The sequence below is a fragment of the Mahella sp. genome, from assembly GCF_020054945.1.
Classification (GTDB): Bacteria; Bacillota; Clostridia; order Mahellales; family Mahellaceae; genus Mahella.
Window position 1 is genome coordinate 1 of record NZ_JAIHAU010000010.1, and the last position, 24570, is coordinate 24570.

Annotated in this window: 22 protein-coding genes; 5 read left to right on the forward strand and 17 right to left on the reverse strand. The window is 43.7% G+C overall.

The window, feature by feature from the left end:
• A partial coding sequence (locus JG770_RS10630) for a hypothetical protein (RefSeq protein WP_363320899.1) occupies positions 1-181 on the forward strand: 181 nt, incomplete at its 5' end.
• 413 nt (positions 182-594) lie between these two features.
• Here the strand turns inward: JG770_RS10630 and JG770_RS03455 are convergent.
• The 3 genes from JG770_RS03455 to secA form a co-directional block, all read right to left on the reverse strand.
• Positions 595-1047: a chemotaxis protein CheW gene (locus JG770_RS03455; RefSeq protein WP_291955249.1), complete on the reverse strand. Its 453-nt coding sequence runs from the start codon at positions 1045-1047 to the stop codon at positions 595-597.
• 22 nt (positions 1048-1069) lie between these two features.
• Positions 1070-2189 (reverse strand): peptide chain release factor 2 gene (prfB, locus tag JG770_RS03460; RefSeq protein WP_291955252.1). Its coding sequence is split into 2 segments (ribosomal slippage): positions 1070-2110 and positions 2112-2189, totalling 1119 coding nucleotides; the frame shifts between segments, so codons are not numbered across the junction.
• Between the two features lie 28 nt (positions 2190-2217).
• Entirely contained in the window at positions 2218-4737 is a 2520-nt protein-coding gene (gene secA, locus JG770_RS03465) for a preprotein translocase subunit SecA (RefSeq protein WP_291955255.1), read from the reverse strand.
• A 240-nt stretch (positions 4738-4977) separates the two neighbouring features.
• Here secA and JG770_RS03470 point away from each other — a divergent pair, with 240 nt between their 5' ends.
• Together JG770_RS03470 and JG770_RS03475 are read left to right on the forward strand one after the other, a co-directional pair.
• Positions 4978-5253, forward strand: coding sequence for an autorepressor SdpR family transcription factor (locus JG770_RS03470; RefSeq protein WP_363320902.1), 276 nt, complete (start codon positions 4978-4980; stop codon positions 5251-5253).
• A gap of 1 nt (position 5254) precedes the next feature.
• Entirely contained in the window at positions 5255-5917 is a 663-nt protein-coding gene (locus JG770_RS03475) for an SdpI family protein (protein ID WP_291955261.1), read from the forward strand.
• Positions 5918-5959: 42 nt separating this feature from the next.
• On the opposite strand, the gene JG770_RS03480 is transcribed toward JG770_RS03475, so the two are convergent.
• Positions 5960-6586: an SGNH/GDSL hydrolase family protein gene (locus JG770_RS03480; protein WP_291955264.1), complete on the reverse strand. Its 627-nt coding sequence runs from the start codon at positions 6584-6586 to the stop codon at positions 5960-5962.
• A 179-nt stretch (positions 6587-6765) separates the two neighbouring features.
• Here JG770_RS03480 and JG770_RS03485 point away from each other — a divergent pair, with 179 nt between their 5' ends.
• Positions 6766-7092, forward strand: a complete 327-nt coding sequence (locus tag JG770_RS03485; protein ID WP_291955265.1) for a phage holin family protein — start codon at positions 6766-6768, stop codon at positions 7090-7092.
• A 151-nt stretch (positions 7093-7243) separates the two neighbouring features.
• On the opposite strand, the gene yicI is transcribed toward JG770_RS03485, so the two are convergent.
• From yicI to JG770_RS03515, 6 genes are all read right to left on the reverse strand, one after another.
• A complete protein-coding gene (gene yicI, locus JG770_RS03490; RefSeq protein ID WP_291955268.1) occupies positions 7244-9559 on the reverse strand; it encodes an alpha-xylosidase in 2316 nt (771 codons plus the stop codon).
• A gap of 23 nt (positions 9560-9582) precedes the next feature.
• On the reverse strand, positions 9583-10470 hold the full coding sequence (locus JG770_RS03495; protein WP_291955270.1) for a carbohydrate ABC transporter permease: 888 nt from the start codon (positions 10468-10470) through the stop codon (positions 9583-9585).
• Between the two features lie 11 nt (positions 10471-10481).
• Positions 10482-11378, reverse strand: coding sequence for an ABC transporter permease subunit (locus JG770_RS03500; protein ID WP_291955273.1), 897 nt, complete (start codon positions 11376-11378; stop codon positions 10482-10484).
• 95 nt (positions 11379-11473) lie between these two features.
• A complete protein-coding gene (locus JG770_RS03505) occupies positions 11474-13195 on the reverse strand; it encodes an extracellular solute-binding protein (protein ID WP_291955274.1) in 1722 nt (573 codons plus the stop codon).
• Positions 13196-13389: 194 nt separating this feature from the next.
• Positions 13390-14466: a response regulator gene (locus JG770_RS03510; RefSeq protein WP_291955277.1), complete on the reverse strand. Its 1077-nt coding sequence runs from the start codon at positions 14464-14466 to the stop codon at positions 13390-13392.
• Positions 14438-16180, reverse strand: a complete 1743-nt coding sequence (locus JG770_RS03515; RefSeq protein ID WP_291955280.1) for a histidine kinase — start codon at positions 16178-16180, stop codon at positions 14438-14440. The genes JG770_RS03510 and JG770_RS03515 overlap by 29 nt, the downstream gene beginning before the upstream one ends.
• Positions 16181-16434: 254 nt before the next feature.
• On the opposite strand from JG770_RS03515, the gene JG770_RS03520 reads away from it, so the two are divergent.
• Complete coding sequence (locus tag JG770_RS03520; protein WP_291955283.1) at positions 16435-17760, forward strand: hypothetical protein; 1326 nt, start codon at positions 16435-16437, stop codon at positions 17758-17760.
• A 12-nt stretch (positions 17761-17772) separates the two neighbouring features.
• On the opposite strand, the gene JG770_RS03525 is transcribed toward JG770_RS03520, so the two are convergent.
• The 7 genes from JG770_RS03525 to rbsK form a co-directional block, all read right to left on the reverse strand.
• Positions 17773-18036, reverse strand: a complete 264-nt coding sequence (locus tag JG770_RS03525; protein ID WP_291955286.1) for an HPr family phosphocarrier protein — start codon at positions 18034-18036, stop codon at positions 17773-17775.
• 20 nt (positions 18037-18056) lie between these two features.
• Complete coding sequence (locus JG770_RS03530) at positions 18057-19427, reverse strand: fructose-specific PTS transporter subunit EIIC (protein WP_291955288.1); 1371 nt, start codon at positions 19425-19427, stop codon at positions 18057-18059.
• 68 nt (positions 19428-19495) lie between these two features.
• Positions 19496-20440: a 1-phosphofructokinase family hexose kinase gene (locus JG770_RS03535; protein WP_291955290.1), complete on the reverse strand. Its 945-nt coding sequence runs from the start codon at positions 20438-20440 to the stop codon at positions 19496-19498.
• Between the two features lie 12 nt (positions 20441-20452).
• Entirely contained in the window at positions 20453-21226 is a 774-nt protein-coding gene (locus JG770_RS03540) for a DeoR/GlpR family DNA-binding transcription regulator (protein ID WP_291955293.1), read from the reverse strand.
• A 12-nt stretch (positions 21227-21238) separates the two neighbouring features.
• Positions 21239-21682: a fructose PTS transporter subunit IIA gene (locus JG770_RS03545; protein WP_291955296.1), complete on the reverse strand. Its 444-nt coding sequence runs from the start codon at positions 21680-21682 to the stop codon at positions 21239-21241.
• Positions 21676-23367 carry a phosphoenolpyruvate--protein phosphotransferase gene (gene ptsP, locus JG770_RS03550; RefSeq protein ID WP_291955300.1) on the reverse strand — a complete coding sequence of 564 codons (1692 nt, stop codon included), beginning with the start codon at positions 23365-23367 and terminating at the stop codon, positions 21676-21678. Before ptsP ends, JG770_RS03545 begins: the two co-directional genes overlap by 7 nt.
• Positions 23368-23630: 263 nt before the next feature.
• Positions 23631-24560 (reverse strand): ribokinase, encoded by a 930-nt coding sequence (gene rbsK / locus JG770_RS03555; protein ID WP_291955302.1) that lies wholly within the window; start codon positions 24558-24560, stop codon positions 23631-23633.
• Positions 24561-24570: the final 10 nt, after the last annotated feature.

Genomic DNA, 24570 nt, shown 5'->3' on the forward strand with positions numbered 1-24570 from the left:
TGTTCATGTCGGCCGTATTGCAGTACGCCATCGACCGAGTTTCAGACTAAACGGCTTTGACGTACACCCGAAGTATTTAAAGTTGTTACAGAGAAACGATGGATATGAATATCAAATATTTAACACAAAGGGGAAATACCGCATTTCTCTCGCTGCTAAAGTAGCGAGCCTCCTGCGGTGATTTATCGTGGCATATGTCGGATAATAAGTCTACAAAAAGTATTCCCGAATGGATGGAGATCTTCTTTTGGGATATCGATATAGATCAGCTTGATGTTGACAAAAACAGCGCTTATATCATCACTCGATTGCTTAATTTGGGCAATCAGCATACGTTAAGATGGCTATTTGACACGTATAGCCAAGACGAAATATTGTATGTCGTAAAACATAGCCGCAATTTGTTGTTAAAAAACGCCATGTTCTGGAAATATTATTTTAATTTGCAAGAATCAGAAATGAAATGTTTCGAAATATTTGATTCTATGAAAGGAATTTACAGTTCTTAAGGAGAAAATATGTTTGAAAATATATACGAAAGCCCTGCAAAGCTGCTTATAATAGCGGCTTCGCAGGGCTTGTAATTGTTTGCGGTCAGCTTATGGCCGCCAATACCTCACGCTCATCAACTGTAAGGATTTTAGCCATATCGAGTAGTATCACCAACCTACTGTTATTTTCTACGGTACCGGTTATATATTCCTTGCCTATAGCCACAACATCGGGTATGGGCCCTATATCCTTGTCTTCCAGTCTGAGCACTTCCCGAACTTCATCCACTATAAAGGCTATCGGTTTCTGGTCGGTCTCGGCTATGATAAAGCGCGTATGCTGGCTATTCTCATCATACGTTCCTAATTTAAATCGCTTTTTTAAGTCCAGCACCGGTATTACCTCGCCGCGCAATTTTATTATGCCTTCTATAAATGATGGATTATTTGGCACGCGGGTTATTGCCATCGGTTTTATAATTTCGCGTATATTCATTATATCTCCGGCGTACCAGTCGTCACCCAATTTAAATACCACATATTGATAATCAGCCATATAGCGTCCCCTCTCTTTGAATCTATGCCCTGTGCTGCTTAGCATCCATTTTTAGATATTCGCTTATAAACAGGTCTATATCACCGTCCATGACGGCGTTCACATTACCTATTTCGGCATTAGTGCGGTGATCCTTTACCATTGTATATGGCTGGAATATATACGAACGTATCTGGCTGCCCCATTCTATACGCTTTAATTCGCCCTTTATACCGTTCACCTTGGCCTGTTCCTCCTGCTCTTTCAGTTCCAGCAGCTTGGCCTTAAGCATTTTCATAGCAGTTTCTTTGTTGCTGTGCTGCGAACGCTCGTTCTGACACTGTACTACTATACCTGTAGGGATGTGCGTTATGCGTATGGCCGATTCGGTTTTATTAACGTGTTGGCCGCCAGCGCCGCTGGAACGATAGGTATCTATCTTCAGATCATCGGGATTTATCTCTATACCTGCGTCATCCTCCAGCTCAGGCATTACATCCACCGATGCAAATGATGTGTGCCGGCGGCCGGCCGCATCGAAAGGCGATATGCGCACCAGACGGTGCACACCTTTTTCTGCTTTAAGGTAACCGTAGGCATTCTCGCCTTCTACGAGGAAGGTAACGCTCTTTATGCCTGCTTCATCCCCTTCCAGAAGATCCAATACCTCGACTTTATAGCCCTTATCCTCAGCCCAGCGCGTATACATACGATAGAGCATCTGCACCCAGTCCTGAGCTTCAGTGCCGCCGGCACCCGCATGCAGCGTTATTATGGCGTTATTGCGATCATACTGTCCGCTCAATAACGTTTCTATGCGCAGCCTCTCAAGCTCTTTTCTCAACGATGCAAGCTCGGCTGCTACTTCGCCTACGATGGAAGCATCATCTTCCTCACGCCCCAGATCGGCCAGCGTGCGCAGATCCTCCCACTTTTGCTCTACGGCGCGCAGGTTCTGCAGTTTGTCTCTCAACACCTTTATGCGCTGGTTGACCTTCTGCGAGCGCTCCATATCGCTCCAGAAGGAGGGGTCAGCCATCTGCTCCTCAAGATTTTTTATCTCTTCTTCCATCCCTGCCGGGTCAAAGAGAAGCCCCCACTTCATCTATGATACCGCGCAATTCGTTTATCTGCGCGCTGTAATCTTCTAATTCCACTATCATATAATCATCTCCTTAAACATTGTAATTTTTATGCTATTTTCCCGCAACATTCCTTGTATTTTTTACCGCTGCCGCACGGGCACGGGTCATTGCGGCCGATCTTTTTACCGGCTCTTTTAACCGTCTGCGGCCTGCTTCCTTCGTCGCCATGGCTGGCCGATGCGGGCTTGGCCACTTGCTCCCTTTCCGGCGGCTTCTCCACCTTAACGTGATACAATAAAGTAACGGTATCCTCCTGTATGCTGTGGATCATCTGCTGGAACATGTCATAGCCTTCTATCTTGTATTCCACCAGCGGGTCGCGCTGACCGTAAGCTCTTAGCCCTATGCCATCGCGCAAGCGATCCATATCATCGAGGTGATCCATCCACTTCTGATCGACCACTTTGAGCATTATCACGCGCTCGAGCTCGCGCATGGTTTCCTCGCCTATCTCTTTTTCGCGCTTATCGTACAGCTCATATGCCATGTTGACCAGGCGCTCGGTGAATTCATCGCGCGTCAGGTTTTCCTTATCCTCTTCGCTTATCGTCAAAGCGCCGGCCGGCAGGAACAGATGCCCCAAATGCTCGGCTAATCCCTCGATATCCCATTCCTCGGGGTGCGGGCTGTTAGAAGTGTATAATTTAACAGCCTCTTCCACCAGCGATTTTATCATATCCAATATGGAATCCTTAAGGTTTTCTCCCTCGAGCACCTGGCGGCGCTGCTTGTATATGACCTCGCGCTGCACATTCAATACGTTGTCATATTCCAGCAGCTGCTTGCGTATATCGAAGTTCTTGCCCTCCACACGCTTCTGCGCGGCTTCTATTTGCTTGGTAAGCATAGCATTTTCTATGGGGGTATCATCGTCCATGCCTAGAGCATCCACCAGGCTCATAATCCGCTCCGATCCGAACAGCCTTAAGAGATCGTCTTCCAGCGAGAGATAGAAACGCGATGAGCCGGGATCGCCCTGGCGCCCCGAACGGCCGCGCAACTGATTGTCTATGCGCCGGCTCTCGTGCCTTTCGGTGCCGATGACATGTAATCCGCCCTTTTGAGCTACACCTTCACCCAGCACTATATCGGTACCGCGTCCGGCCATATTGGTGGCTATGGTAACTGCTCCTGGCTGGCCGGCTTTGGCTATAATCTCGGCCTCTTTCTCGTGATATTTGGCGTTCAACACCTGATGGGGTATGCCGCGTTGCTCCAGCATCCGGCTGAGTTTCTCAGACTTCTCTATTGATATAGTACCCACCAGCACCGGCTGGCCATTGGCGTGGCGCTGGGCTATCTCTTCGGTTACAGCCTTGAATTTGGCATCCTCGGTACGGTATATGACATCGGGATAATCCTTGCGAATCATAGGCATATTTGTAGGTATAACCACGACGTCCAGGCTATATATGGACTGAAACTCTTCTTCCTCGGTCTTGGCGGTACCGGTCATGCCGGCCAGTTTTTTGTACATCCTGAAATAATTCTGGAATGTTATAGTAGCCAGCGTGCGGCTCTCGCGCTGCACCCGCACACCTTCTTTGGCCTCTATGGCCTGGTGCAGCCCATCGCTGTAACGGCGGCCAAACATAAGCCTGCCGGTGAATTCATCCACTATGATGACCTCGTTGTCTTTGACGACATAATCGACATCGCGGCGCATCAGCACATGTGCTTTTATGGCCTGTATTATATTATGCAGCAGCTCGGTATTCTCCATATCGGTTATATTATCAACATTGAAGAAGTGCTCTGCTTTACGCGAGCCTTCTTCGGTAAGCGATATGGTCTTGGCCTTCTCGTCCACCTCATAGTCGACGTCCTTAGTCAGGCGCATTGCAAATTTATCCGCCTTATAATACAGCTCGGTGGACTTCTGCCCGGCACCGGATATAATAAGCGGCGTCCGCGCCTCGTCTATCAATATGCTGTCGACCTCATCGACTATGGCATAATTGAGCCCGCGCTGCACCATATTTTCTTTATATATGACCATATTGTCACGCAGGTAATCGAATCCGAATTCATTATTAGTCCCATAGGTTATATCTGCCGCATAGGCCTCCTGCCGGGCCGCACTGTCCATATCATGCTGAATGAGGCCCACCTTCAAACCCAAAAATTCGTATATCTTGCCCATCCATTCGCGGTCGCGGCGTGCCAGATAATCGTTGACAGTCACTATATGCACACCCTCACCGGTCAAGGCATTGAGATAGGCCGGTAACGTGGCCACCAGCGTTTTGCCCTCGCCGGTCTTCATTTCGGCTATACGCCCCTGATGCAGCACGATACCGCCCAAGAGCTGCACAGGAAAATGGCGCATGCCCAACGTGCGCACCGATGCCTCGCGCACCACTGCGAATGCTTCGGGCAGTATATCGTCCAACGTTTCGCCCTGCTTTAAGCGCTGTTTGAATTCGTCAGTCTTTGCTCTCAATTCGCTGTCGCTCAAAGCCTTTATCTGTGACTCAAGCGCTTCTATAGCCTCAACGGTCTTTTGCAACCGCTTTACTTCTTTTTCATTCTGATCTCCAAATATTTTAGCCAATATATTAGGCATTATATATCACCTTCTTAAAAATTAAAAACATAGAATTATACACAAATCTACATTTTATATTGTAACACCTTGAGCCACTTAAAACAAGACGCGGTAAAAACAAATAAATTGTTAAGTCAGAGTGTGCGGCTTAGCCATTTATTATAGTCTTGCTATAATATTGCAAAATAAAAAACCTGTGCTATAATATATTTAGATGATTTTCTAAGTATCTAAATATATTGGGTGGTGATTTACATGATGGGCATTGTACTCAAGGCTCTAGGCGACGAGACACGACGACGCATTCTCGAAATGTTAAAGGACAGGGATATGACAGCCGGCGAAATAGCTGAGCATTTTGATATAACCAAGTTCAGCATATCCCACCACCTTAACATATTAAAGCAGGCTGGGTTAGTTTTAGATGAACGCAAAGGACAAAATATTTATTATTCCATCAATACATCGGTGATGGAGGATACATTGGAATGGTTTATGAATATTATGAATGTTAAAAATGAGGAGGAGTCTTAACATGGATGAAGGCCGCTATGACATACATCAGGAATTAAAAAGCGATATATGGCTTATAATCATAATAGCAGTGGCTCTGTTATCGGCCATTGCTGTGTACGGCCGTCTGCCTGATAAAATACCTATGCACTGGAACATCAACGGTGAAATCGACAGTTACGGCGGAAAAGGCACTATATTTTTGTTGCCTCTGATGAATGCCGGCATATATGCGCTTATGCTGCTAATCCCCCTTATAGACCCGAGACGAAACAACTATGGCAAATTCAAAGGCGCTTATCGGATTATGAGGGCTGTACTTGTGATACTTTTTACCGTAATATACGGAGTCGTAATGCTGGCTTCTTTGGGTTATAAGGTAAAGGTGGATTTCGTAATAACGTTCAGCATTTCCCTCATATTCATCGTCTTTGGCAATTATATGGGCAAGATAAGGCATAATTATTTCGTAGGCATAAGAACACCATGGACATTGGCTGATGAAGATGTATGGCTTAAGACCCACCGTCTGGGCGGTCGGTTATTCGTTCTGGCTGGCATATTAAGCATGATAGGATCATTCATCGGAGGCATATCGGCATTCGTATTGATGATGGTAGCCGTCGCTGTAGCGGCGCTGATACCGACAATATATTCATATATAATATACAGCCGGACGCACTAAAAACGAAACCCGGGGGTAATTCCCCGGATTTTAATGTTGCTTTTATAATGCTTCCACAGCCCGCAGCCAAGATTGTGCTATAAGCGCATGGCCGGCAGGCGATGGATGTACGCCGTCGGGCAGCCAAAAGCTGGGCTCCCTTTGCGCTGCTGCCTGAGCAAATATACCGTCCAGCGGTACGAATATGGCATCGAATTCCCTGGCCAGTCTGCGCACAGCATGTATCTTGGGATCCAAGTCCTCTCTCCATTTGGCCCGGTCTTCCGGCACAGGCAAAACAAACGGCTCGCATATTATCAAATTGGCGTTCAGTTGCGTTTTCACTTGTTGCAAAATATAGCGATAATCTGACTCAAACCTTTCCACCGATGTTGGATCATCGCTGTCATAACGCCGCCAGCAGTCATTAATGCCTATGAGTATGGATACCCATGTGGGCTTTAAGGCTATACAGTCCCTCGTCCAGCGTTCTTTTAAATCTTTCACCCTGTTGCCGCTTATCCCTTTGTTTATAAACCTAATATGCTTTGCGGGATGTGCAGCGGATAACCATGCTGCTGTTATCATAGGATAGCCCATGCCAAGATCAGCATCATTGTTATAATCTCGGCCTGCGTCGGTTACGCTGTCTCCTTGAAACAGTACTACTGCGTTATCTTCTATAAGCATATCAACCCCTCCTTGCCCGAATTATTTTCCACACTATTGTATCACTACACCAAGACTATCGCAAACGGCAGTTTATCCGAATAATATATACGCAAAAAGTTTAGCTTGTAAAATATCTACACTTAAGTTATAATATAAGTATAGAAAAATTTTTCTAAATAGAGTAGGAGATGACAGACATGATACGCGCTATTATTAAACTCATAATTTCAGCAATAGTATTGCTGATAGTAGGTGCTATAGTGCCCGGATTCAGTGTGGCAGGTTTTTGGGGTGCCATCGTTGCATCAATAGTCATAATCGGACTCAGTTATTTGGTAACGATGTTGTTTGGGAAGGATATATCGCCCTATGGAAGGGGCTTTATAAGCTTTTTATTATCTGCTGTTGTGCTATATCTCTCTCAATTCATCGTTTCTTCAATAGACATGAACGTCTTAGGAGCATTATTGGCGTCTTTCGTTATAGGTCTTGCTGATGCTTTTGTACCCACACAGTTTAGATGACCTATAAGGAAAGAATGTATTGGCATTCGTCTTGATGATGGTATTCGTTACTTATATAATTTTGCATAAAGCACAAAAATCCGGAGTAATTCCCGGATTTTTGTGCTTTATAACGCTTGATAATGTTGTGCATAACAGTGTAAACGGCAGTTTATCCGAGCACACAGGTGACATCCTCTAATTTGTCGTCTACAAGCAGCTCCACTCCCATGTCGGTGGCTTTTATTTTTGCTCCGTCCGCTTGGGTCACCGCGAACACATTGCGCAGCAACACCGACAAACCATTTACCTTACCGTTAAAATGCATGCGTACTGTGTCGCCATCTTTTAACACTGTCGCTTCCATTATGAGGCTACCGTCTCTATCATAGACTGTCGTTTGAGCCGCTTTACCGTCTTCCAGTTCAAATACATGAAGGGTCAAGCCGTTTCCGTATGCGTAATCGGTAGTTTGATTATTGCTGCCGACTGGAATTATAGAATTTGGACGAACCATCAGAGGCAAACTCAAATAGCTGTGCTTTTCATGCTGCCATCTGCCGCCCTCTACGACTTTATTGGAAATAAAATTTGTCCAATAACCGTCGGGCAGATAATAATCCACCGTACTGTCATCGCAAAAGATAGGCGCTATCAATAGAGAATCGCCCAACATATACTGTCTGTCCAGCCAGGCGCAATTTGCGTCTTCCGGGAATTCCAGCACCATGCTGCGCATAGACGGTATCCCCCTCTGAGCAGTAATACAGGCCATGCTGTACAGATATGGCATCAAAGAACATTTTAACTCCGTAAAATATCTCACCACTTCGACAGCTTCTTCATCGAATAACCACGGCACGCGATATGAACCACTGCCGTGCAGCCTGCTATGAGTGGATAGCAGTCCGAAAGCAGCCCACCGTTTGTAAAGATCGGGCGTAGCCGTGCTTTCAAAACCGCTTATATCATGACTCCAAAAGCCAAATCCGGACATGGCCAATGATAAACCACCGCGCAGGCTTTCGGCCATCGAGTAATACTCGGAATCGCAGTCGCCGCCCCAGTGTACCGGGAATTTCTGACTGCCGGCCGTAGCGCTGCGTGCAAATACAAGTGCATTGTTCTCACCTTTGTTTTTCTTTATGAGTTCAAATACAGTTTTGTTATATAAATATGTATAATAATTGTGCATCTTTACAGGATCGCTACCATCGAAATAAACTACATCGGTCGGTATCCTTTCCCCAAAATCGGTTTTGAAACAATCCACACCCATGTCCATCAGCCTCTGCAATTTACTGCAATACCATTCGCATGCCGCAGGATTGGTGAAGTCCACAAGCCCCATGCCCGGCTGCCACATATCCCATTGCCATACATCCCCGTTGGGTCGCTTGAGCAGGTAGCCGTTCTCCTTACCTTCCTCAAATAGAGGCGATTTCTGGGCGATATAAGGATTAATCCATACGCATATTCTGAGTCCTTTTTCTTTCAGCCGCGCCAGCATACCAGCTGGATCAGGAAACTGGCGCTCATCCCATCCGAAGTTACACCATTCATATTCCTTCATCCAGAAACAATCAAAATGAAACACGCTCAGCGGTATGCCACGTTGCGTCATACCATCTATGAACGAATTAACGGTCTTTTCATCGTAATCGGTAGTAAACGACGTAGAAAGCCATAAGCCAAACGACCACGCCGGAGGCAGCGCCGGCCGTCCCGTCAAAGCGGTGTAATTTTCTAAAACTCCTTTTAAGTCATCGCCACCTATAACCATGTAATCCAGTTTCTCGCCAGGCACACTGAATTGTACCCGCGATACCACTTCAGAAGCGATCTCATACGACACGCGTCCGGTATCGTTTACAAAAACCCCGTAGCCTTTATTCGTTATATAAAACGGTATATTCTTATATGCTTGTTCCGATGCGGTGCCGCCGTCTTCGTTCCATATATCCACAACCTGGCCGTTTTTTACAAAAGGCGTGAAGCGCTCACCGAGGCCATATACCGCTTCCCCTATGTCCAAAGCCAGCTGTTCGCGCATATATACGCCATCCGGCGCTGTGATATAGCCAAGCTGTTTATTGCCGGTGGATGTAAGAAGTCGGCCGTCGTAAAGGTACTCTATTTTAAAATCTTTTTTATACACCTTTACCCTGAGCTTGCCGCTGGATAGCGTTATCTCATCATCGGTTTCAGCAACATCAATAGGATATGTCTCATCTGCTATCTCGAATGAGGGCTCTTTCTTCGCACCGCCTGTGAAGTGATAGGCTTGCACGCGTATGATATTCTCGCGCGGAGAGGTGAAACGTATGGTGAGCAGAGGGCCTCCGAGCGTCTGTCCCCTATGCATCACTTTAACCGGCGGACAGTAAACGGTGACCGAATCATTATCTCTTTTTACATCATACACCTCAGCGGCATTATAGATATTAACACCTTTTTTCTTCAACCAATATCCATCTGTAAACTTCATATACATCCACACCTTTCTAAGACTTATTCCTTTACCGCCCCGAGCATTATACCTGTTACAAAATACTTTTGCAAGAACGGATATACTATGAGCACCGGAGTTATAGCGATAAATACTTTCGCAGCATTTAAAGACTTATTGGATAGCTCCGACAGTCTCTTATACTGATCCGGTGTTAAAGTCGTGTCACTCGGTATGCTGACAACCAGCTGCTGAATGTATGTCTGCAACGGATATTTTGAGGCATCGCTCATTAAAATCAAACCGTTAAAGAACTCATTCCAATGATAAACCCCTGTAAACAGGGTAACTGTAGCAATAACCGGCAGTGAACACGGAACAACAATGCCGAACAAAATACGCCATGGCCCGGCTCCGTCTATTACAGCCGCTTCTTCTATATCTGCAGGCAAATTGCGGAAAAAATTCATAAGCAAAATAACATTGAAAACTGGCAAACCGCCCGCCAAGACCAACGCCCATATTGTGTCCAGCAAATGATAGCTTTTAACGGTAAGATACCATGGTATCAATCCACCGTTGAACAACATACAAAAAATAACAATCCACATAAATATATCCCGAGCTTTGAACTCTTGTTTTGACTTAGAAAGAGGATAAGCCATCATTATCATAGCAATGAGGGATAACCCTGTACCCAATACAACACGTTGTATGGATATCCAGAACGAATTGAAAAACTTTATATCACTCATTATCTCTCTATAAGAAGCAAGCGAAAAACCAATAGGGTAAAAAGTGACCAAACCTGCGTTAGCCGCCGACTTAACTGAAATAGATAGCGAAAAAGTATACCATAGTGGGTACAGGCAGGATAAAGTCAAAATCGTCAGAATTATTGTATTTACTATATCAAAAATACGTGATCCAAGCGTTTTGTTTTGAACCATAAGGTTTCCTCCTAAAATATTCTATAATCCGCAAACTTGTATGCTAATACATAAGATACCGTAATCAATATAAAGCTGACGGCTGACTTAAGCAAACCGGCCGCTGTAGCAAGCGAAAATTGCAAATTTTGCAATCCTAAACGGTATATCCATGTATCGAGTATATCTGCGGTAGAATAAACTAATGGATTATATAAATTATAGACCTGATCGAAACCCGCATTAAGGACATTCCCAAGGGACAATACACCTAAAAGTACAATAGTCGGCGTCAGCTCGGGCAAAGTTATATGCCACATACTTTGCCAGCGATTAGCCCCATCTATGGCGGCTGCTTCGTAAAGATTCGGATTCACAGAAGTAAGGGCAGCTAGAAATATAACAGCATTATAGCCGAATTCTTTCCATACCTCGGTTCCGACAAGCAACTCGCGAAAGATAGATGAATCAGCCATAAAAAGTTGGGGTTGTGCACCAAACCAACCAGCAATGGTATTGACGACGCCATTATAACCGAAAATACCTATCACAATACTAGCCATAATAACCCATGACAAAAAATGAGGTATAAAAACAACCGTTTGAACAAATTTCTTATAGCGCAAGTTTCTAACCTCGTTAAGCAATAATGCAAATGCCAGAGGCACAATCAAATTCAATACGATCTTACCTATAGAAATAATAAGCGTATTTATGATAACCTGTTTGCTGTCATCCAATTGAAACAAATAACGAAAATTTTCCAGACCAATCCATTGGGAATGCAAGATACCTTGCCCCGGATTGTAATCCTGAAATGCCATGATTATGCCAAACATCGGTACGATACTGAATAGCAAAAGCCAGAGCATACCTGGCAGCATCATAAGATAATAATGCTTTTGAATTCCTGTTTTCTTAGTCTTCATGCACATTTCTCCTCACAATCATACAATTGTATTATATAAGGCGCCAGCTAAGCCAGCGCCTTATCGTTGCCATCAAAAATGAGTATCGATAAATTCTATTTGTTCTTATCGTACTCCGCTTGCACTTCGGCTGTTATTTCGTCTCCGCCTTGAGCCTTCCATTTCTGCACAAAATCATCAAAAGTACTGGACGGTTCTCCGAGTATGATCTTGAGAATGGTCTCATCCTCCAGTTTCTTAAGGTTCGCCCATTTTCTCTCCATGATATCAGTTTGGTTATAAGTCACACTATAAACTTTTTTATCAGGCGTAACAGTCGCGTAAGGCCGATCACCGACTAAAATGGCATACATGCGTTGGAAATTGCCTGTATTTGTCTGATCAAAATCTTGAACATTTAATTCATCATTTGTCGACTTTACAACGTCCTTTACAATCTTCGCATCAGCATACATAAGTTTATAAAGGCTGTTCGGTTTATTATAATCCTCCGGCTGAGTCTCTCCTCTCAGCACCTTATACAACTCTTTATACTCGTACTCGCACTCATCTGCAGCCGCCATGACATTGCGAAGCGGATACCATCCAATCGCCACTGAAGTGTCAAAAGTAGCCTCATCACGTACCAGCGCATTATTCATTATAATAATCGCCTTAGCTACATCCTCACTGGCATCCTTGCTAATCAATGTATATGTGGTACCAACAGTCTTCATGTGAACGTTCCATTTACCATCATCGGTATACACCGGATAGGCCTGCCAATTGGCATTTGGATCATTTTTGAATGAATCTCCGTTGCCATACCCGAGGCTCCACCACGGACCAAAGAATATGCCTGCTTGATTGGCATTTACGGGTTCGGCCGATGAATCACGTGTACCCATTTCGGGATCTATCAGTCCCTCTTTGTACCATTTAGCCAAGATTTCCAAGGTCTTTTTGGTATTTGGGCTTAAGGTGCCATACGTTACCTTTCCAGTGCCATCGTCCACCCAATATCCCGGATAAGCATCCATAGCTTGGAATACAGGATCAAACCCATGTGCATTATTCGATGACATTAGGAATGTACAATACGGGTAACTGTTTTTGTCCGGGCCAACAATCCCGATGGTATTGTCGCCAGCCATTTTATTATCTACAAACGCCCTTGCTGTTTTCTCAATATCGCTCAAAGTCTTGGGCACCGGCAGATTAAGCTTATCGAGCCAATCTTTGCGGATAAGCATAACATGCACACCATCCGTGTCAACAGTGATATTGGGAAGAGAAACCATTTTACCATCATAACTTGCGTTCTCCATCGCACGACCATCCGTGCTGTCCATAATTTCTTTAACTTGAGACGAAGCGGTTTTATCAAATAATTCGGTGATATCGTATAATAGCCCTGATTTTGCCGCTTTTACCATATAGGTACGATCGTTTGCGATCAATCCATCCGGAAGATTTCCGGATGCTATGGCAAGACTTACTTTTTGATTATAATTATTACCTTGTGCCGCAGTCCAATCTACTATAACATTGATGTTATAGTTGTCTTTCAAATAACGCGTATACTGATTATTCTCCGCACTATCGCCGCTGGGCAATGTCTTATCTGTAGGATCAACGCTCATACCAATATGCACGTCGACAGGTTCAGGAAATTTCTGAAATGCGGCAGCATCTCCCGTCAATTCAGATGTGGTATCTGTAGTAGCAGGATTATTACTTTCATCGGAACTCGGTTCTGTAGTATCTCCCGATGAGCATGCCACTGCGACAATTGCCAGAACACCTATCAAGACAATAGCCAAAATCCTTCTTTTCAAAATAACTCCTCCTCTTTTTTTGGAACACCTCAAAGATTGGAACGTCGACCTTCAAGGCTGTTCATATCGTTTGCACAATGATTGTAACTCTAAAATAGATTCTGGTAAACGGTATATTGTTGTGTATTAATCATAATTCTTTTAGCTGTCTCGAATAAGCGTCACAGGCTAGGCGGTATTTGTCTCCGTATTATTTAACAATCGTTACTATTGGTGGATAATTGTTGTCTGAAGTGCGACGGGCTTACATGAACCTGTTCATAAAACACGCGCGAGAAATACTTCACGTCTTCATAGCCGACCGTTTGCGCAATATCAGCAACCGTTCGATTCGAATCGGTTAGCAGCTTTTTAGCCATATTAACCCTTTGCTTCTTTATATAATCGTTAAAAGTAAGCCCCGTTATCTTTCTAAAGTTCTGAGAAAAATAACTTCTGCTCATATTTACGCGGTATGCCACATCTTCTTCGCGAATCGGCGTACTTATATTCTCTTTGATAAACGCCACTGCTTTTAGGATACACACTGGCATTGCGGTAAGATCGGAGGCTTGCACAGCTTTGCATATTACGTCTTCCTTATAACATTTCATCCATTCGATTGCCGCGTCTATACACCTTGCATCCGGCAAGCTCTCCTCCTTAATACCGGTAGCAGACTCCACCATAACCATTAACTTTATAAACAATTGCTCCACACGACGCATAGGAATTCTATTTTCCTTTAATTGTAAGCATAGCTCCGCAAATACATCGTCATCGTAAAGCCAATAAAGCTTATACCAATCTTGCTTTATCCCTTCCCATATCTCTTCATTTATTTCTGTTTCAGGTTCCTGATCGTATCCGAAAACCCTGGAGCCTTGTCCACCTGGCAAAATATACTGTTTCTCCCCCTTTAACTTTCGAATAATCCGATTAAAGATCTGGCCATAATTCTCTGCCTCAAGCTCTGCTTTAGAAATATAATCCAATACTCCAAATCTTAATGCCTCTTGGACATATTCGAAATTTTCGTGGAACGTTAAAACAACGAAGTTGATATCCGGATAACTCTTTCGTACCTCCCGCATCAATTCTATGCCAGACATCACAGGCATAGCAAGATCGACAAACATCAGGTCGACAACATTATTCTTGAGAAACTCCAATGCTCTGGCACCGTTAGGTACATCGCCCACCACCTCCATGCCATAAAACTCCCATGGCATCATAGAGATCAAACCTTTGCGCGCCAGTTTATCATCGTCCACTATCAACACGTGAATCACATTTCTCCCTCCCTTGAAACGGCAAAAAGAGCATAACCTTTGTACCCATAGCCGGCCCGCTTTCAATATGCATCAGATCGCTTCTGTCATAAAAAGACTCCAGCATTAAATATACATACCGCAAACCGATACCCTGACCAAGAAAACCATTATTCAAGGCGCCTGGTCGTTTTAAAGTTTCTAGCATTTCATCATCCAGCCCTTTGCCATTGTCGGCAATGATTATCTTTATTATTTTATTACTATAATCTGCTGAAATATCGACATTTAGTATACCATTTTCATCAAGTCCGTGGCAAATAGCATTTTCTGCAAGCGGTTGCAGTATTAATCGAGGCACACACGTATCGAGATAAGCCCCATCTTCAATATTTATATGAGCCTTAAAGTCATAGCGCATTGCCTGTAACTCTATATAAGTCTTAAGCATCTTGATTTCAGTTCTAAGCGTGGTATCCTGATCGGATTTGCCGAGACTATAGCTTAATATATAATTGAGTTTAGAAATATAGCTGTCAATATCATGTTGCTGGTGCATTACTGCCATCCAATGGGCGGAATTCAGCGCGTTCATAAGAAAATGAGGGTTGATTTGATAGGACAGCTTTTCAATCTCCAGTTTATACCGTTGCCTTTCTTTGTTCTCTATATCTTGCATAAGGCTTTGTATGCGCATCTTCATAGCATTAAACTGATCGAACATATGGTCGAATTCCTCAACACCTGTATTATAATTTACTGCAGCCATATTGCCTTTGCCTAGTTCTTCCATCTCTTCTTCGAAGATATACAGTGGCTTATAAATCAATTGGTAAAGCATGATGGCGGTAAACACCATAACAAGTAGTGTAAAAATAGCGATAAGCGATATATTGGTTCCCCATGCATAAAGCTCTTTATTATAGCTGCTTATCGGTACCAAAAGTATATTGGTAAAACCATGATGGCTGTCCTTTCGATTCCATATATATTCGTCAATTGTGCCCGATGATTCTTGAGAATTTAAATTTAGCATTTCACCTACCTTAAAAGCATTACTGTTGCTGCTGTATTTTATTTGTTGATTTTTATCAATCTGCAATAATATATATGGCATATGTTGAGAACCAAAAATATTATCGAAATTCTCTTTTATATCATTTTTAGCCTCAGCATATAGTACTAGCTTAAATCCATCTGAGAAAACAGCTTCGCGCGTAATTGATATAACCTGACCACCGCTGAATCTGTATCCGGAATAATGTGGCGGCTGATAAGCGATCTCCAAGTTTTGCTTTAGATCAGGCAGATGTTGAAGCAACACATCCTCGCTTGGCGGAAGGTTGGAGAACAACGGTGCGTTATCTTTAGGATTATAATACATCACCAGTTGCACATTGGGATATGAATACGTAAGCATCTCAATATTATTGGAAATCCTGCGAGTCAGCATAGCCTTATTGAATTGCTGATCGGCAAAGAAATACCCATTTACATCATTACCCACATATCCCTGAGGCATCATCTGCTGCGTTATCTGCATCAGATTATAATAATCCCTGTCGCACTGATCTGTAAATCGTTCCAAAGCCGATGCTATAGACGTATTTATTCTATTTTGCTGTATCGAATATATGGCATTATATGAGGTAATCGCCATAAGCGCAAAGCTCATCAACATGCCAATCGTTAATGTAAATATTAATCTTTGCTTAAGCGTCTTAAACTTCATCATAGCCTTTACATTATTATAATTATTTGTTAATAATGCTTCGCCTTTCCCCTTCTTTTCAAAATAAATCTGATCGGATACAGTATAACAATAATCTCACGCATATTCAAGCGCTTAGCTCAGGCTTTCATAAAAATTCTGTTTCTTTTGAACGTTATAGAATATTTGACTCCAGTTTTTTGCTCTTGCCTCTATATCCGATATGTGATAGACTTATAAATAGATAGATATATATTAAGGATATATTGAGGGTATATATGTTTAAGAAGATATGTTTGATAATGATTACGGCAACATTATTTTTGCCGATGTTTATAAAGCCTGCATCCGTATATGCGGCGCCGCTGATAACCGATAACCAGAGCGATGAGGCGCAGGTAATGCCTTCGTCTGCAATATCGCTGTTGTCATTAAAAGCCACTGTCGATGTGGGAATAAATAATTCCGATGTTTCGCTGCAATACGTTATAAAAAATAACGGCGATAAGCCGGTTCACATAGCTATGGGATATCTCGAAAACGTTGCAAAGGTATATGACTTTTCAAGGGGCAAAGACATATATATAAACGGCCAGCTGCCTAAAGGCGATCAGGTGGTCAAGCTCGGAACAGATGAGTATACGGGCTTACGATGGATGACATGGCCTGTCGATATAAATGCCGGTCAGACATTGGTGATAAAAGGCACATTATCGCTGCATAATAAGCTGCTCAACGATGGGACACAGGTCATGGATTTTCCACTTAAGTCGATGGCATTATGGGATGGGCCGGTCAAACAGATAGAGGTCACCTTCCGTTTCCCGCAACCCATGATATACGCCATGGATCCAACGCCGCAGCCCACGCCCACCAAAATAAGCGATGACGGCAACCTTGTATGGCGCTACAGCGATGTGGAACCGTCAGAGGATATAGTCGTGCATTTTAAGCCTACCGAATTCATCGCGACAGAAAGGCTGAGGTTATCTGGCAATAAGCAACTCCAAGCCATCGCCCAGTTCTACAACAACGACGATTACGTCAACGTCATAAATGCAGGCGAAAAATATCTTTCGGCCAATCCATCAACGCAGTACGAGCCGCTGGTGCAATTGCTGCTGGCACGCTCGTATACCGAGCTGCTGCAGGCCGACAAGGCCATAGAATTCTATAACCGCCTGCTGTCCAACAATAAGCTGGGCGACCTTGCCGTGACCGTCAAACAACAGGCATTGTTTTATAAATATACAACCGCACAGCAACAAAACGATGCGGCCGAGCAGCAAGAGGTGCTCGATAGAATAGAAAGTCTCAGCGACGAGGAATCCACGCCGGCTTTTAAGTCATGGGCGGCCGAGCAAAAAATTAATATTCAAGCCGCTGCCATAGTAAAAGAGGCTGAAGAAAAGGCGGCCGAGCAGGCCGCCCAAGAGGCCGCCCGGCGTCAAAGGTTCAGCTTGGATCGCCCTATTAATGTAGGCGGATACGAAATAGCGCTGAAATATATACTGGCGGCCGCATTCATATTAATCATCATTGTGATAATATCAATATTGAGATACAGGCATAAAAAACGCAAAAAGCGCATGCCGCGATGGTAGGAGGCCTGCCGCTTATATTAAATCCTTTCTTTGGAAAAACGCTTCTATAGCTTTCAGAGCCTCCGCTTCATCGTCTCCGGATATTTCTACTTTTATCTCCGTGCCTTTAGTGGCGCCCAGCGTCAGTAAGCCCAATGTGCTCTTAGGGTTGGCCTCTATATCGCCATTAATGAACTTTATATCGCTGCTAAACGACTGGCACAGTTTTGAAACTTCCGATGCCGGCCTGGCATGTAGCCCTTCTTCAAAAGGAACGGAAACAATAACGCTTTTCATTATCTGCAAACCACCTCCTGTTATTTTTCTACGACAGGTTTTTTCAACATGCCTATCAAAAGGGTTGTGACTATGGTCCCTGCTATTATAGATACTAAATAACCTGGTATATTGCCCACAGCAAATAAAACGAAGATGCCTCCATGAGGTACGCTCAGCGTGCAGTTAAACAGCATGGAAAGCGCACCAGTCACGGCGGAACCGACCATGATAGACGGAATAACCCTTAAAGGATCGGCAGCAGCAAACGGTATAGCGCCTTCCGTGATAAAGCTTGCGCCTAATATCCATGCTGCTTTCCCTGCTTCGCTCTCCGCTGCCGTAAATTTATTTTTAAACAATGCGGTGGCCAGAGCTAATCCCAAAGGCGGCGTCATGCCGGCCGCCATAACTGCTGCCATAACCGCGCTTCCTGTACCCGCAGCTAATGTGCCCGTTCCAAAGGCATAAGCAGCTTTATTGATCGGGCCGCCCATATCTACAGCCATCATCAGACCTATGATGAGGCCCAATACAACCGCATTGGCACCCGATAAGCCGGTGAGGAAGTTATTCATAGCTGTATTGAGCGCCGCTACCGGTATACCTATGACATAATACATTATCAGACCCACCGACAAGCTGCTAAGTACCGGTATTATAAGCACGGGCATTATGCCTTGTAATGTTTTCGGCAGTTTAATGTATTTCTTTATGGCATACACTATATAACCAGCCAGGAAGCCGGCTGCCAGCCCTCCCAGGAAACCCGCATTAAGGTTAACGGCAATCAGACCTCCGACCATACCGGGTGCTAAACCAGGCCGGTCAGCAATGGAATAAGCTATATAGCCTGCCAGAATAGGCACCATCAAACCAAACGCAGCATCGCCTATGGCTTTCAGATAATACGCTAATGTACCTTCATTCTGGAAGGCATTATACCCGAAAATGAAACTTAAAGCAATAGTTATACCGCCTGCAACAACAAACGGAATCATAAAGGATACGCCGTTTAGCAAATGCTTATACACGCCTCTGCGTTCAGATGCTTTTTTCTCCTTTATCTCCGCTACCTCATCCACCAAATCCTTTTTATCACCTTTGTAAACCGGCGCTTTAAATGCCTGCTCAACCAAGCCCTCAGCATCTTTGATGGCATCGCTTATAGGTACATATAATAGCTTTTTGCCCATAAACCGTTCCATCGGGACAGCCATATCGCTGGCTATTAAAATAGCATCTGCGCTTTGAATGTCTTCGGGTGTAAGCTCATTCTCCACCCCGATTGAGCCCCTTGTCTCTACTTTTACCTCATAGCCCTTTTTCTTGGCAACTTCCTCTATGGCCTCTGCAGCCATATAGGTATGTGCAATACCTGTGGTACATGCCGTTACTGCCAACAACTTCATAAAGTTTCCTCCTCCACTTTGTTTAATTTATATATAAACCTCTTTAAGGTTTATAATCTGCTTTGCTCTCAAACATAAATTGATGTCATATCGGCTATAATGACCTCCTTGCGCAAATCCATGGCAGCTTCTTTGGAAAACATTTCTGTCCCTTCTGTAGTGGCCGCTGCGGCCCCGCAAGCCAAAGCATATCGAAAAGCTTCTACAGGGTCAGCAAAGCGATCATATGCGTATATAAAACCTCCCAGCATAGAATCTCCAGCTCCAACGGTGCTTTTTACATCGACCTTTACGGCATCAGCCATTAACACCAAATCTTGCGATATCAATGCGGCACCGTTTGCACCCATGGATAATAAGATCCACCTTATGTCGAATCTTTCTCTTATAGCAATAGCCGCACGTATTATATCTTCCAAAGACGACGAATTTATGCCAAACGTTGCCTTTAATTCGTTTATATTGGGTTTAATAAGAAACGGCTGGTGTTTTACGCCTTCCAGCAGTATTTCGCCGGTAGCATCGATCACAATCTTATTGTTATCGCCTATCTGGTCCAGATACTCGCCGAACAGTCCTGGATAACTGCCCTGGCACATACTGCCGCTGAAAACCATATATTTGGAATCAGGTTCATATTCCCTTATTTTTATCTTTAATCTTTCTACATCATCTTTGGATATGGAGAATCCAGCTTCGTTGAACTCGGTAGTTTGATGTTTGCTCAAATCTATAATCTTGGTATTTGTCCTGGTAGCTCCGTCAACCAGAACAAAATCATATTTTATGCCATGCGCCTGAAAGAAATCTTCAAAAAAATACCTGTTTTCCATCCCTAAATAACCTATGGGAGTAGTATCTCCATCGAAGACATGGACAACCTTGGACACATTTATGCCTTTACCGCCTACATCCATCCTCCTGATTTTCACTTTATGGATTTCTCCCGGTTTAAGCTCGTCTACTATAATAGTCTGATCTATAGCCGGATTCAGCGTAATAGTTGTAATCATATCAATTCGCTCCTATACTTTTATAAGTTTTATATCATCATATTGATCAAACGCATGTTCAATATAAGAAGGTATGCCTGAATCCGTGATAATAAGGTCCACCATAGCGATGGAGGCAAACCGGCATAACGTTATCTGCTTAAATTTGCTGTGATCAGCTAATACTACAACTTCCGAAGCATAACGCATCATAGCCTGTTTCACCTCAGCCTCTGCCGTGTAATGCGTCGTTAAGCCTTTTTCTATGCTTATACCATTGACGCCGATAAACGCCTTGTTTGGGTTAAACTGGCTTATAGCATCCAGTGTCATCTGCCCAACGGTCGCCAGCGTATTATTCCTTATTTCTCCACCTAAAGAATATATTTTGACATTTTCATTTTTAGCCAGATACGGTATCGCAGTTACGGAATTTGAAATAACCGTCAGATTTATATTTGACTCCCCGATGATCTTGGCCAGCTCCAGCGTCGTCGTGCCTGCATCAAGAAATAGCGTGTCATTGTCGTTCAATAGTTTATAAGCATATTGGGCAATTCGCATCTTTTCCTCATGGTACTCGGTTTCTTTTTGCGAGAACGACGGCTCCTCAAGTACGCTTATCTCATCTGAGATTATAGCTCCACCATGCGTGCGCTCTAATATGCCCTGTTGCTCCAGCCGCGTTAAATCCCTTCTTATAGTGGCCTCCGACGCCTCCAGCAAATCGCATAATTCTCGCACAGACAGGCTCCTATTGTGCTTGAGCATTTTTACGATTTGATTCCGTCTTTCCTGTGGAAACATTCCGGCCCCTCTTTAAGCGACCGCTTCTTGAACGGCGGCTAAAATATCTTTTTTGCTGCTTGCTTGGCGAAGTAATTGCCGAAAATCATCTTTCATAAGCCGTCTCGACAGCTTGGCCAATATCTTTAGGTGCTCGTTTCCTGCCTGCGCTTCAGGAACACCTATTATAAAGACTAAATCCACGGGTTTTTCATCGGGCGCTGACCAATCTATGCCTTTTACTTTTGCAAATCCTAAAAAAGGCTCGTTTACCGCATCGGTTTTACCATGCGGTATAGCTACACCAAAACCGACAGAAGTGCTGTATTCGGCCTCCCGCTTTAAAACAGCCTCTACATACCTATCTATATCATTTACCCTACCCTCTTTGTAAGCCATCTGCGCAAGCTTTTTTATAGCTTCTTCTTTAGTATCAGCTTCTAAATTCATGTCTATCAGGTTTTCGTTTATTAACATATCGCGCTCTCCTTTAACTCATTTTCTATATCATTCGCATTAAATAAGCTATTAGTTTTAGCCACCAGTTCTTTGCATTCGTCATACGTTGTATTTATTATAATTTCCTTTATCCTTGGAATAGATGCGGCGCTCATGCTCAATTCGGTTACTCCGGCACCTATAAGCCATTTTGTATAGATTGGCTCTCCTGCCATCTCACCGCACACGCCAACCGGCACTTCAAAGTCCGCACCTGCTTTTGTTACATGTCTTATAAGCCGTAGGATAGCCGGTTCATGAGGTTTATAGAGCTCCTTAACCAATGCGTTGGTCCTGTCTACAGCCAGCGTATACTGGCATAGGTCATTGGTGCCAATACTGAAAAAATCAACATAACGGGCAAGTACATCAGCCATTATAGCCGCGCTCGGTATCTCCACCATAATGCCAACTTCCATGCTTTCTTTATAAGCTATGCCGTTTTGTTTTAACTCATCTTTGCATTGCTGTAATATTTTATTTGCCTCATGTAGTTCTTCAATCGAGGATATCATAGGATACATGATTTTTAAATTGCCGTATACAGCCGCCCTTAAAGCAGCTTTAAGCTGGGCTTTGAATACATCAGGATTCTTAAGCAGGAAACGCACAGCCCTATTGCCTAAAAACGGATTCATTTCTTTTGGAAAATCATAGTATGGAAGATTTTTATCACCGCCGATATCCAATATACGCAGTATTATCTCCTCTCCGCCTTGCTGCGTTATCTCTTTATATACTTCAAACTGCTCGTCCTCTGTAGGAAAATGATCGTTCTGCATATAAAGGAATTCCGTACGAAATAAGCCGATGCCCTCTGCGCCATATTTTTGGGCCACCTGCCATTCTTCCAGGCTACCTATGTTCGCATACACCTTTATCTTTTTGCCGTCTTTGGTTATAGCTTCCCTCCCGGCATAAAGCATTAGCCTTTTTCTTTCATCTTCATATTTGGCCTGCTTTACCGTATATATTTCAAGCTCTTGCTGTGTCGGATTAAAAATTATATTGTCGTCTATGGTATCCAATATAACCAGATCTGCGTCTTTCGCCTTATCTATTATACCCTCTTCTCCTACCACAGCCGGCAAGCCCAGCGCTTTTGCCAAAATAGCTGCGTGGCTGGTAGCGCTGCCGGTTTCGGTTATTATACCTTTTACATTTTCGTTCAAGCCTATGGTCTCTGAAGGCGTCAAATCACGTGCTATAAGAACAACCGGTTGGTCTATCAAAGCCAGATCTTCTTTGGGTTTGCCTAAAATAATGCGTATAAGCCTCTCCGTAATATCATCTATGTCGGCTATTCTGGCTTTTATATATGGATCAGGTATTTTTTCGAATATAGCTGTCAGTTCTTTTTTAGCCCTGTCAACCGCTGCCGCCGCCGGCAATCCGTCTTTTAAGGCTTTATCAAGCATATCTATAAGCATGGGATCTTCCAGTATGCTCAAATGAGCATCAAAGATATTCTCTTTGCCCATCTTCTCAGCGGCTAATTCCTTCAGGCTTGTTATTTGTTCCCTGGCTTTGTCAATTGCATCATATAATTTCTCTTGCTCTTGTTCATAAGAGGAACTTTTTTCTTCTGTTATAGAAATAGCCTCTTTTCGAAAGATAAAAGGCTTAGCGATCGCTATACCTTCGTTAACCGGTGTTCCAATCATTTTCACTCATCTCCAATAATAAAATGATTATTACTGCTCGTTTATGCTCACTTACATTATAAATCAATCATTCCGAAAAAACAAGTATTTAAACAAAAAAATCTGCCGGTACCATTGCTGCTTTAAAACAATTATGGTATCGACAGATTCATATAATGCAAAATACATATCTTAAGCGATAATTTTATTATTTTTATCCACACTTACAACTTTGGGTCGCCAGCATAACGCCTCATCGCGTGTCACCATGCAATAAGATATATCTATCTCATATGTTTGGCTAGAAACTCCTCGACTTCTTTTGCAGTAGGCGAAGCGCTCTGAGCGCCGATGCGCATGACCGATATGGCTGCCACTGCATTGGCGTAGTCGGTGGCTCTGTCCATATCCATGCCCCGAGCCAGCGCACAGCATAATCCACCTATAAAAGCATCGCCGGCTCCTGTGGAATCCACCGCTTTTACTTCATAAGCCGGCTTATGTTTTATGCCACTGCCGGAATTATAGATCATCCCTTTGCTGCCAAGCGTTATTATAACGTTTTTTATGCCCATGTCCGTCAACATGGTCACCATTTTATCATAATCCGAACGCTGTTCGATCTCCATATCCAATAATTGCTGTGCTTCTAACTCATTGGGCACCAGTACGTCTATACCGTCGTAGAATTCATCATCCAGCGTCGCTGCGGGAGCAGGGTTTAATACCACCATTGTATCCGCCTTTTTGGCCACGCTAGCCGCCCATACGACCGTCTCCAACGGTATTTCCAGTTGCATGAGCAATATGCGCGCCCTCTTTATCATGCCTTCATAATGCCTCATCCGATCTATGGTGCATTGGCCATTGGCCCCGGCATATAATATTATGGTATTCTGGCCCTTAAATACGTTTATAAATGCTAATCCGGTGCTAACTCCATCTAATTCAGCTATGCCATCGGTGCTGACATGATTGTCAATCAAATTAGCCATAAGCTGCCGACCGTATTCGTCCTTGCCGACACAGCCCATAAAGGATACATTACCACCCAATCGGCCTATGGCTACGGCCTGGTTATCGCCCTTACCGCCCGGCGATGTATAGAATGCCTTGCCCCTTATGGTTTCACCAGGGTAAGGGTTTCTGTCGGTTTCCATTATAAGATCCATATTAAGACTTCCTAGCACCAAAACATCTATATCTTTATCCATAATTTCTCCT

Bases quoted from the DNA above. Each gene is read 5' to 3' on its own strand.
- JG770_RS03455 (WP_291955249.1), bottom strand. From the start codon at position 1,047: ATGGCTGATTATCAATATGTGGTATTTAAATTGGGTGACGACTGGTAC.
- secA (WP_291955255.1), bottom strand. From the start codon at position 4,737: ATGCCTAATATATTGGCTAAAATATTTGGAGATCAGAATGAAAAAGAA.
- JG770_RS03470 (WP_363320902.1), top strand. From the start codon at position 4,978: ATGGGCATTGTACTCAAGGCTCTAGGCGACGAGACACGACGACGCATT.
- JG770_RS03475 (WP_291955261.1), top strand. From the start codon at position 5,255: ATGGATGAAGGCCGCTATGACATACATCAGGAATTAAAAAGCGATATA.
- JG770_RS03480 (WP_291955264.1), bottom strand. From the start codon at position 6,586: ATGCTTATAGAAGATAACGCAGTAGTACTGTTTCAAGGAGACAGCGTA.
- JG770_RS03485 (WP_291955265.1), top strand. From the start codon at position 6,766: ATGATACGCGCTATTATTAAACTCATAATTTCAGCAATAGTATTGCTG.
- yicI (WP_291955268.1), bottom strand. From the start codon at position 9,559: ATGAAGTTTACAGATGGATATTGGTTGAAGAAAAAAGGTGTTAATATC.
- JG770_RS03495 (WP_291955270.1), bottom strand. From the start codon at position 10,470: ATGGTTCAAAACAAAACGCTTGGATCACGTATTTTTGATATAGTAAAT.
- JG770_RS03500 (WP_291955273.1), bottom strand. From the start codon at position 11,378: ATGAAGACTAAGAAAACAGGAATTCAAAAGCATTATTATCTTATGATG.
- JG770_RS03515 (WP_291955280.1), bottom strand. From the start codon at position 16,180: ATGATGAAGTTTAAGACGCTTAAGCAAAGATTAATATTTACATTAACG.
- JG770_RS03520 (WP_291955283.1), top strand. From the start codon at position 16,435: ATGTTTAAGAAGATATGTTTGATAATGATTACGGCAACATTATTTTTG.
- JG770_RS03525 (WP_291955286.1), bottom strand. From the start codon at position 18,036: ATGAAAAGCGTTATTGTTTCCGTTCCTTTTGAAGAAGGGCTACATGCC.
- JG770_RS03530 (WP_291955288.1), bottom strand. From the start codon at position 19,427: ATGAAGTTGTTGGCAGTAACGGCATGTACCACAGGTATTGCACATACC.
- JG770_RS03535 (WP_291955290.1), bottom strand. From the start codon at position 20,440: ATGATTACAACTATTACGCTGAATCCGGCTATAGATCAGACTATTATA.
- JG770_RS03540 (WP_291955293.1), bottom strand. From the start codon at position 21,226: ATGTTTCCACAGGAAAGACGGAATCAAATCGTAAAAATGCTCAAGCAC.
- JG770_RS03545 (WP_291955296.1), bottom strand. From the start codon at position 21,682: ATGTTAATAAACGAAAACCTGATAGACATGAATTTAGAAGCTGATACT.
- ptsP (WP_291955300.1), bottom strand. From the start codon at position 23,367: ATGATTGGAACACCGGTTAACGAAGGTATAGCGATCGCTAAGCCTTTT.
- rbsK (WP_291955302.1), bottom strand. From the start codon at position 24,560: ATGGATAAAGATATAGATGTTTTGGTGCTAGGAAGTCTTAATATGGAT.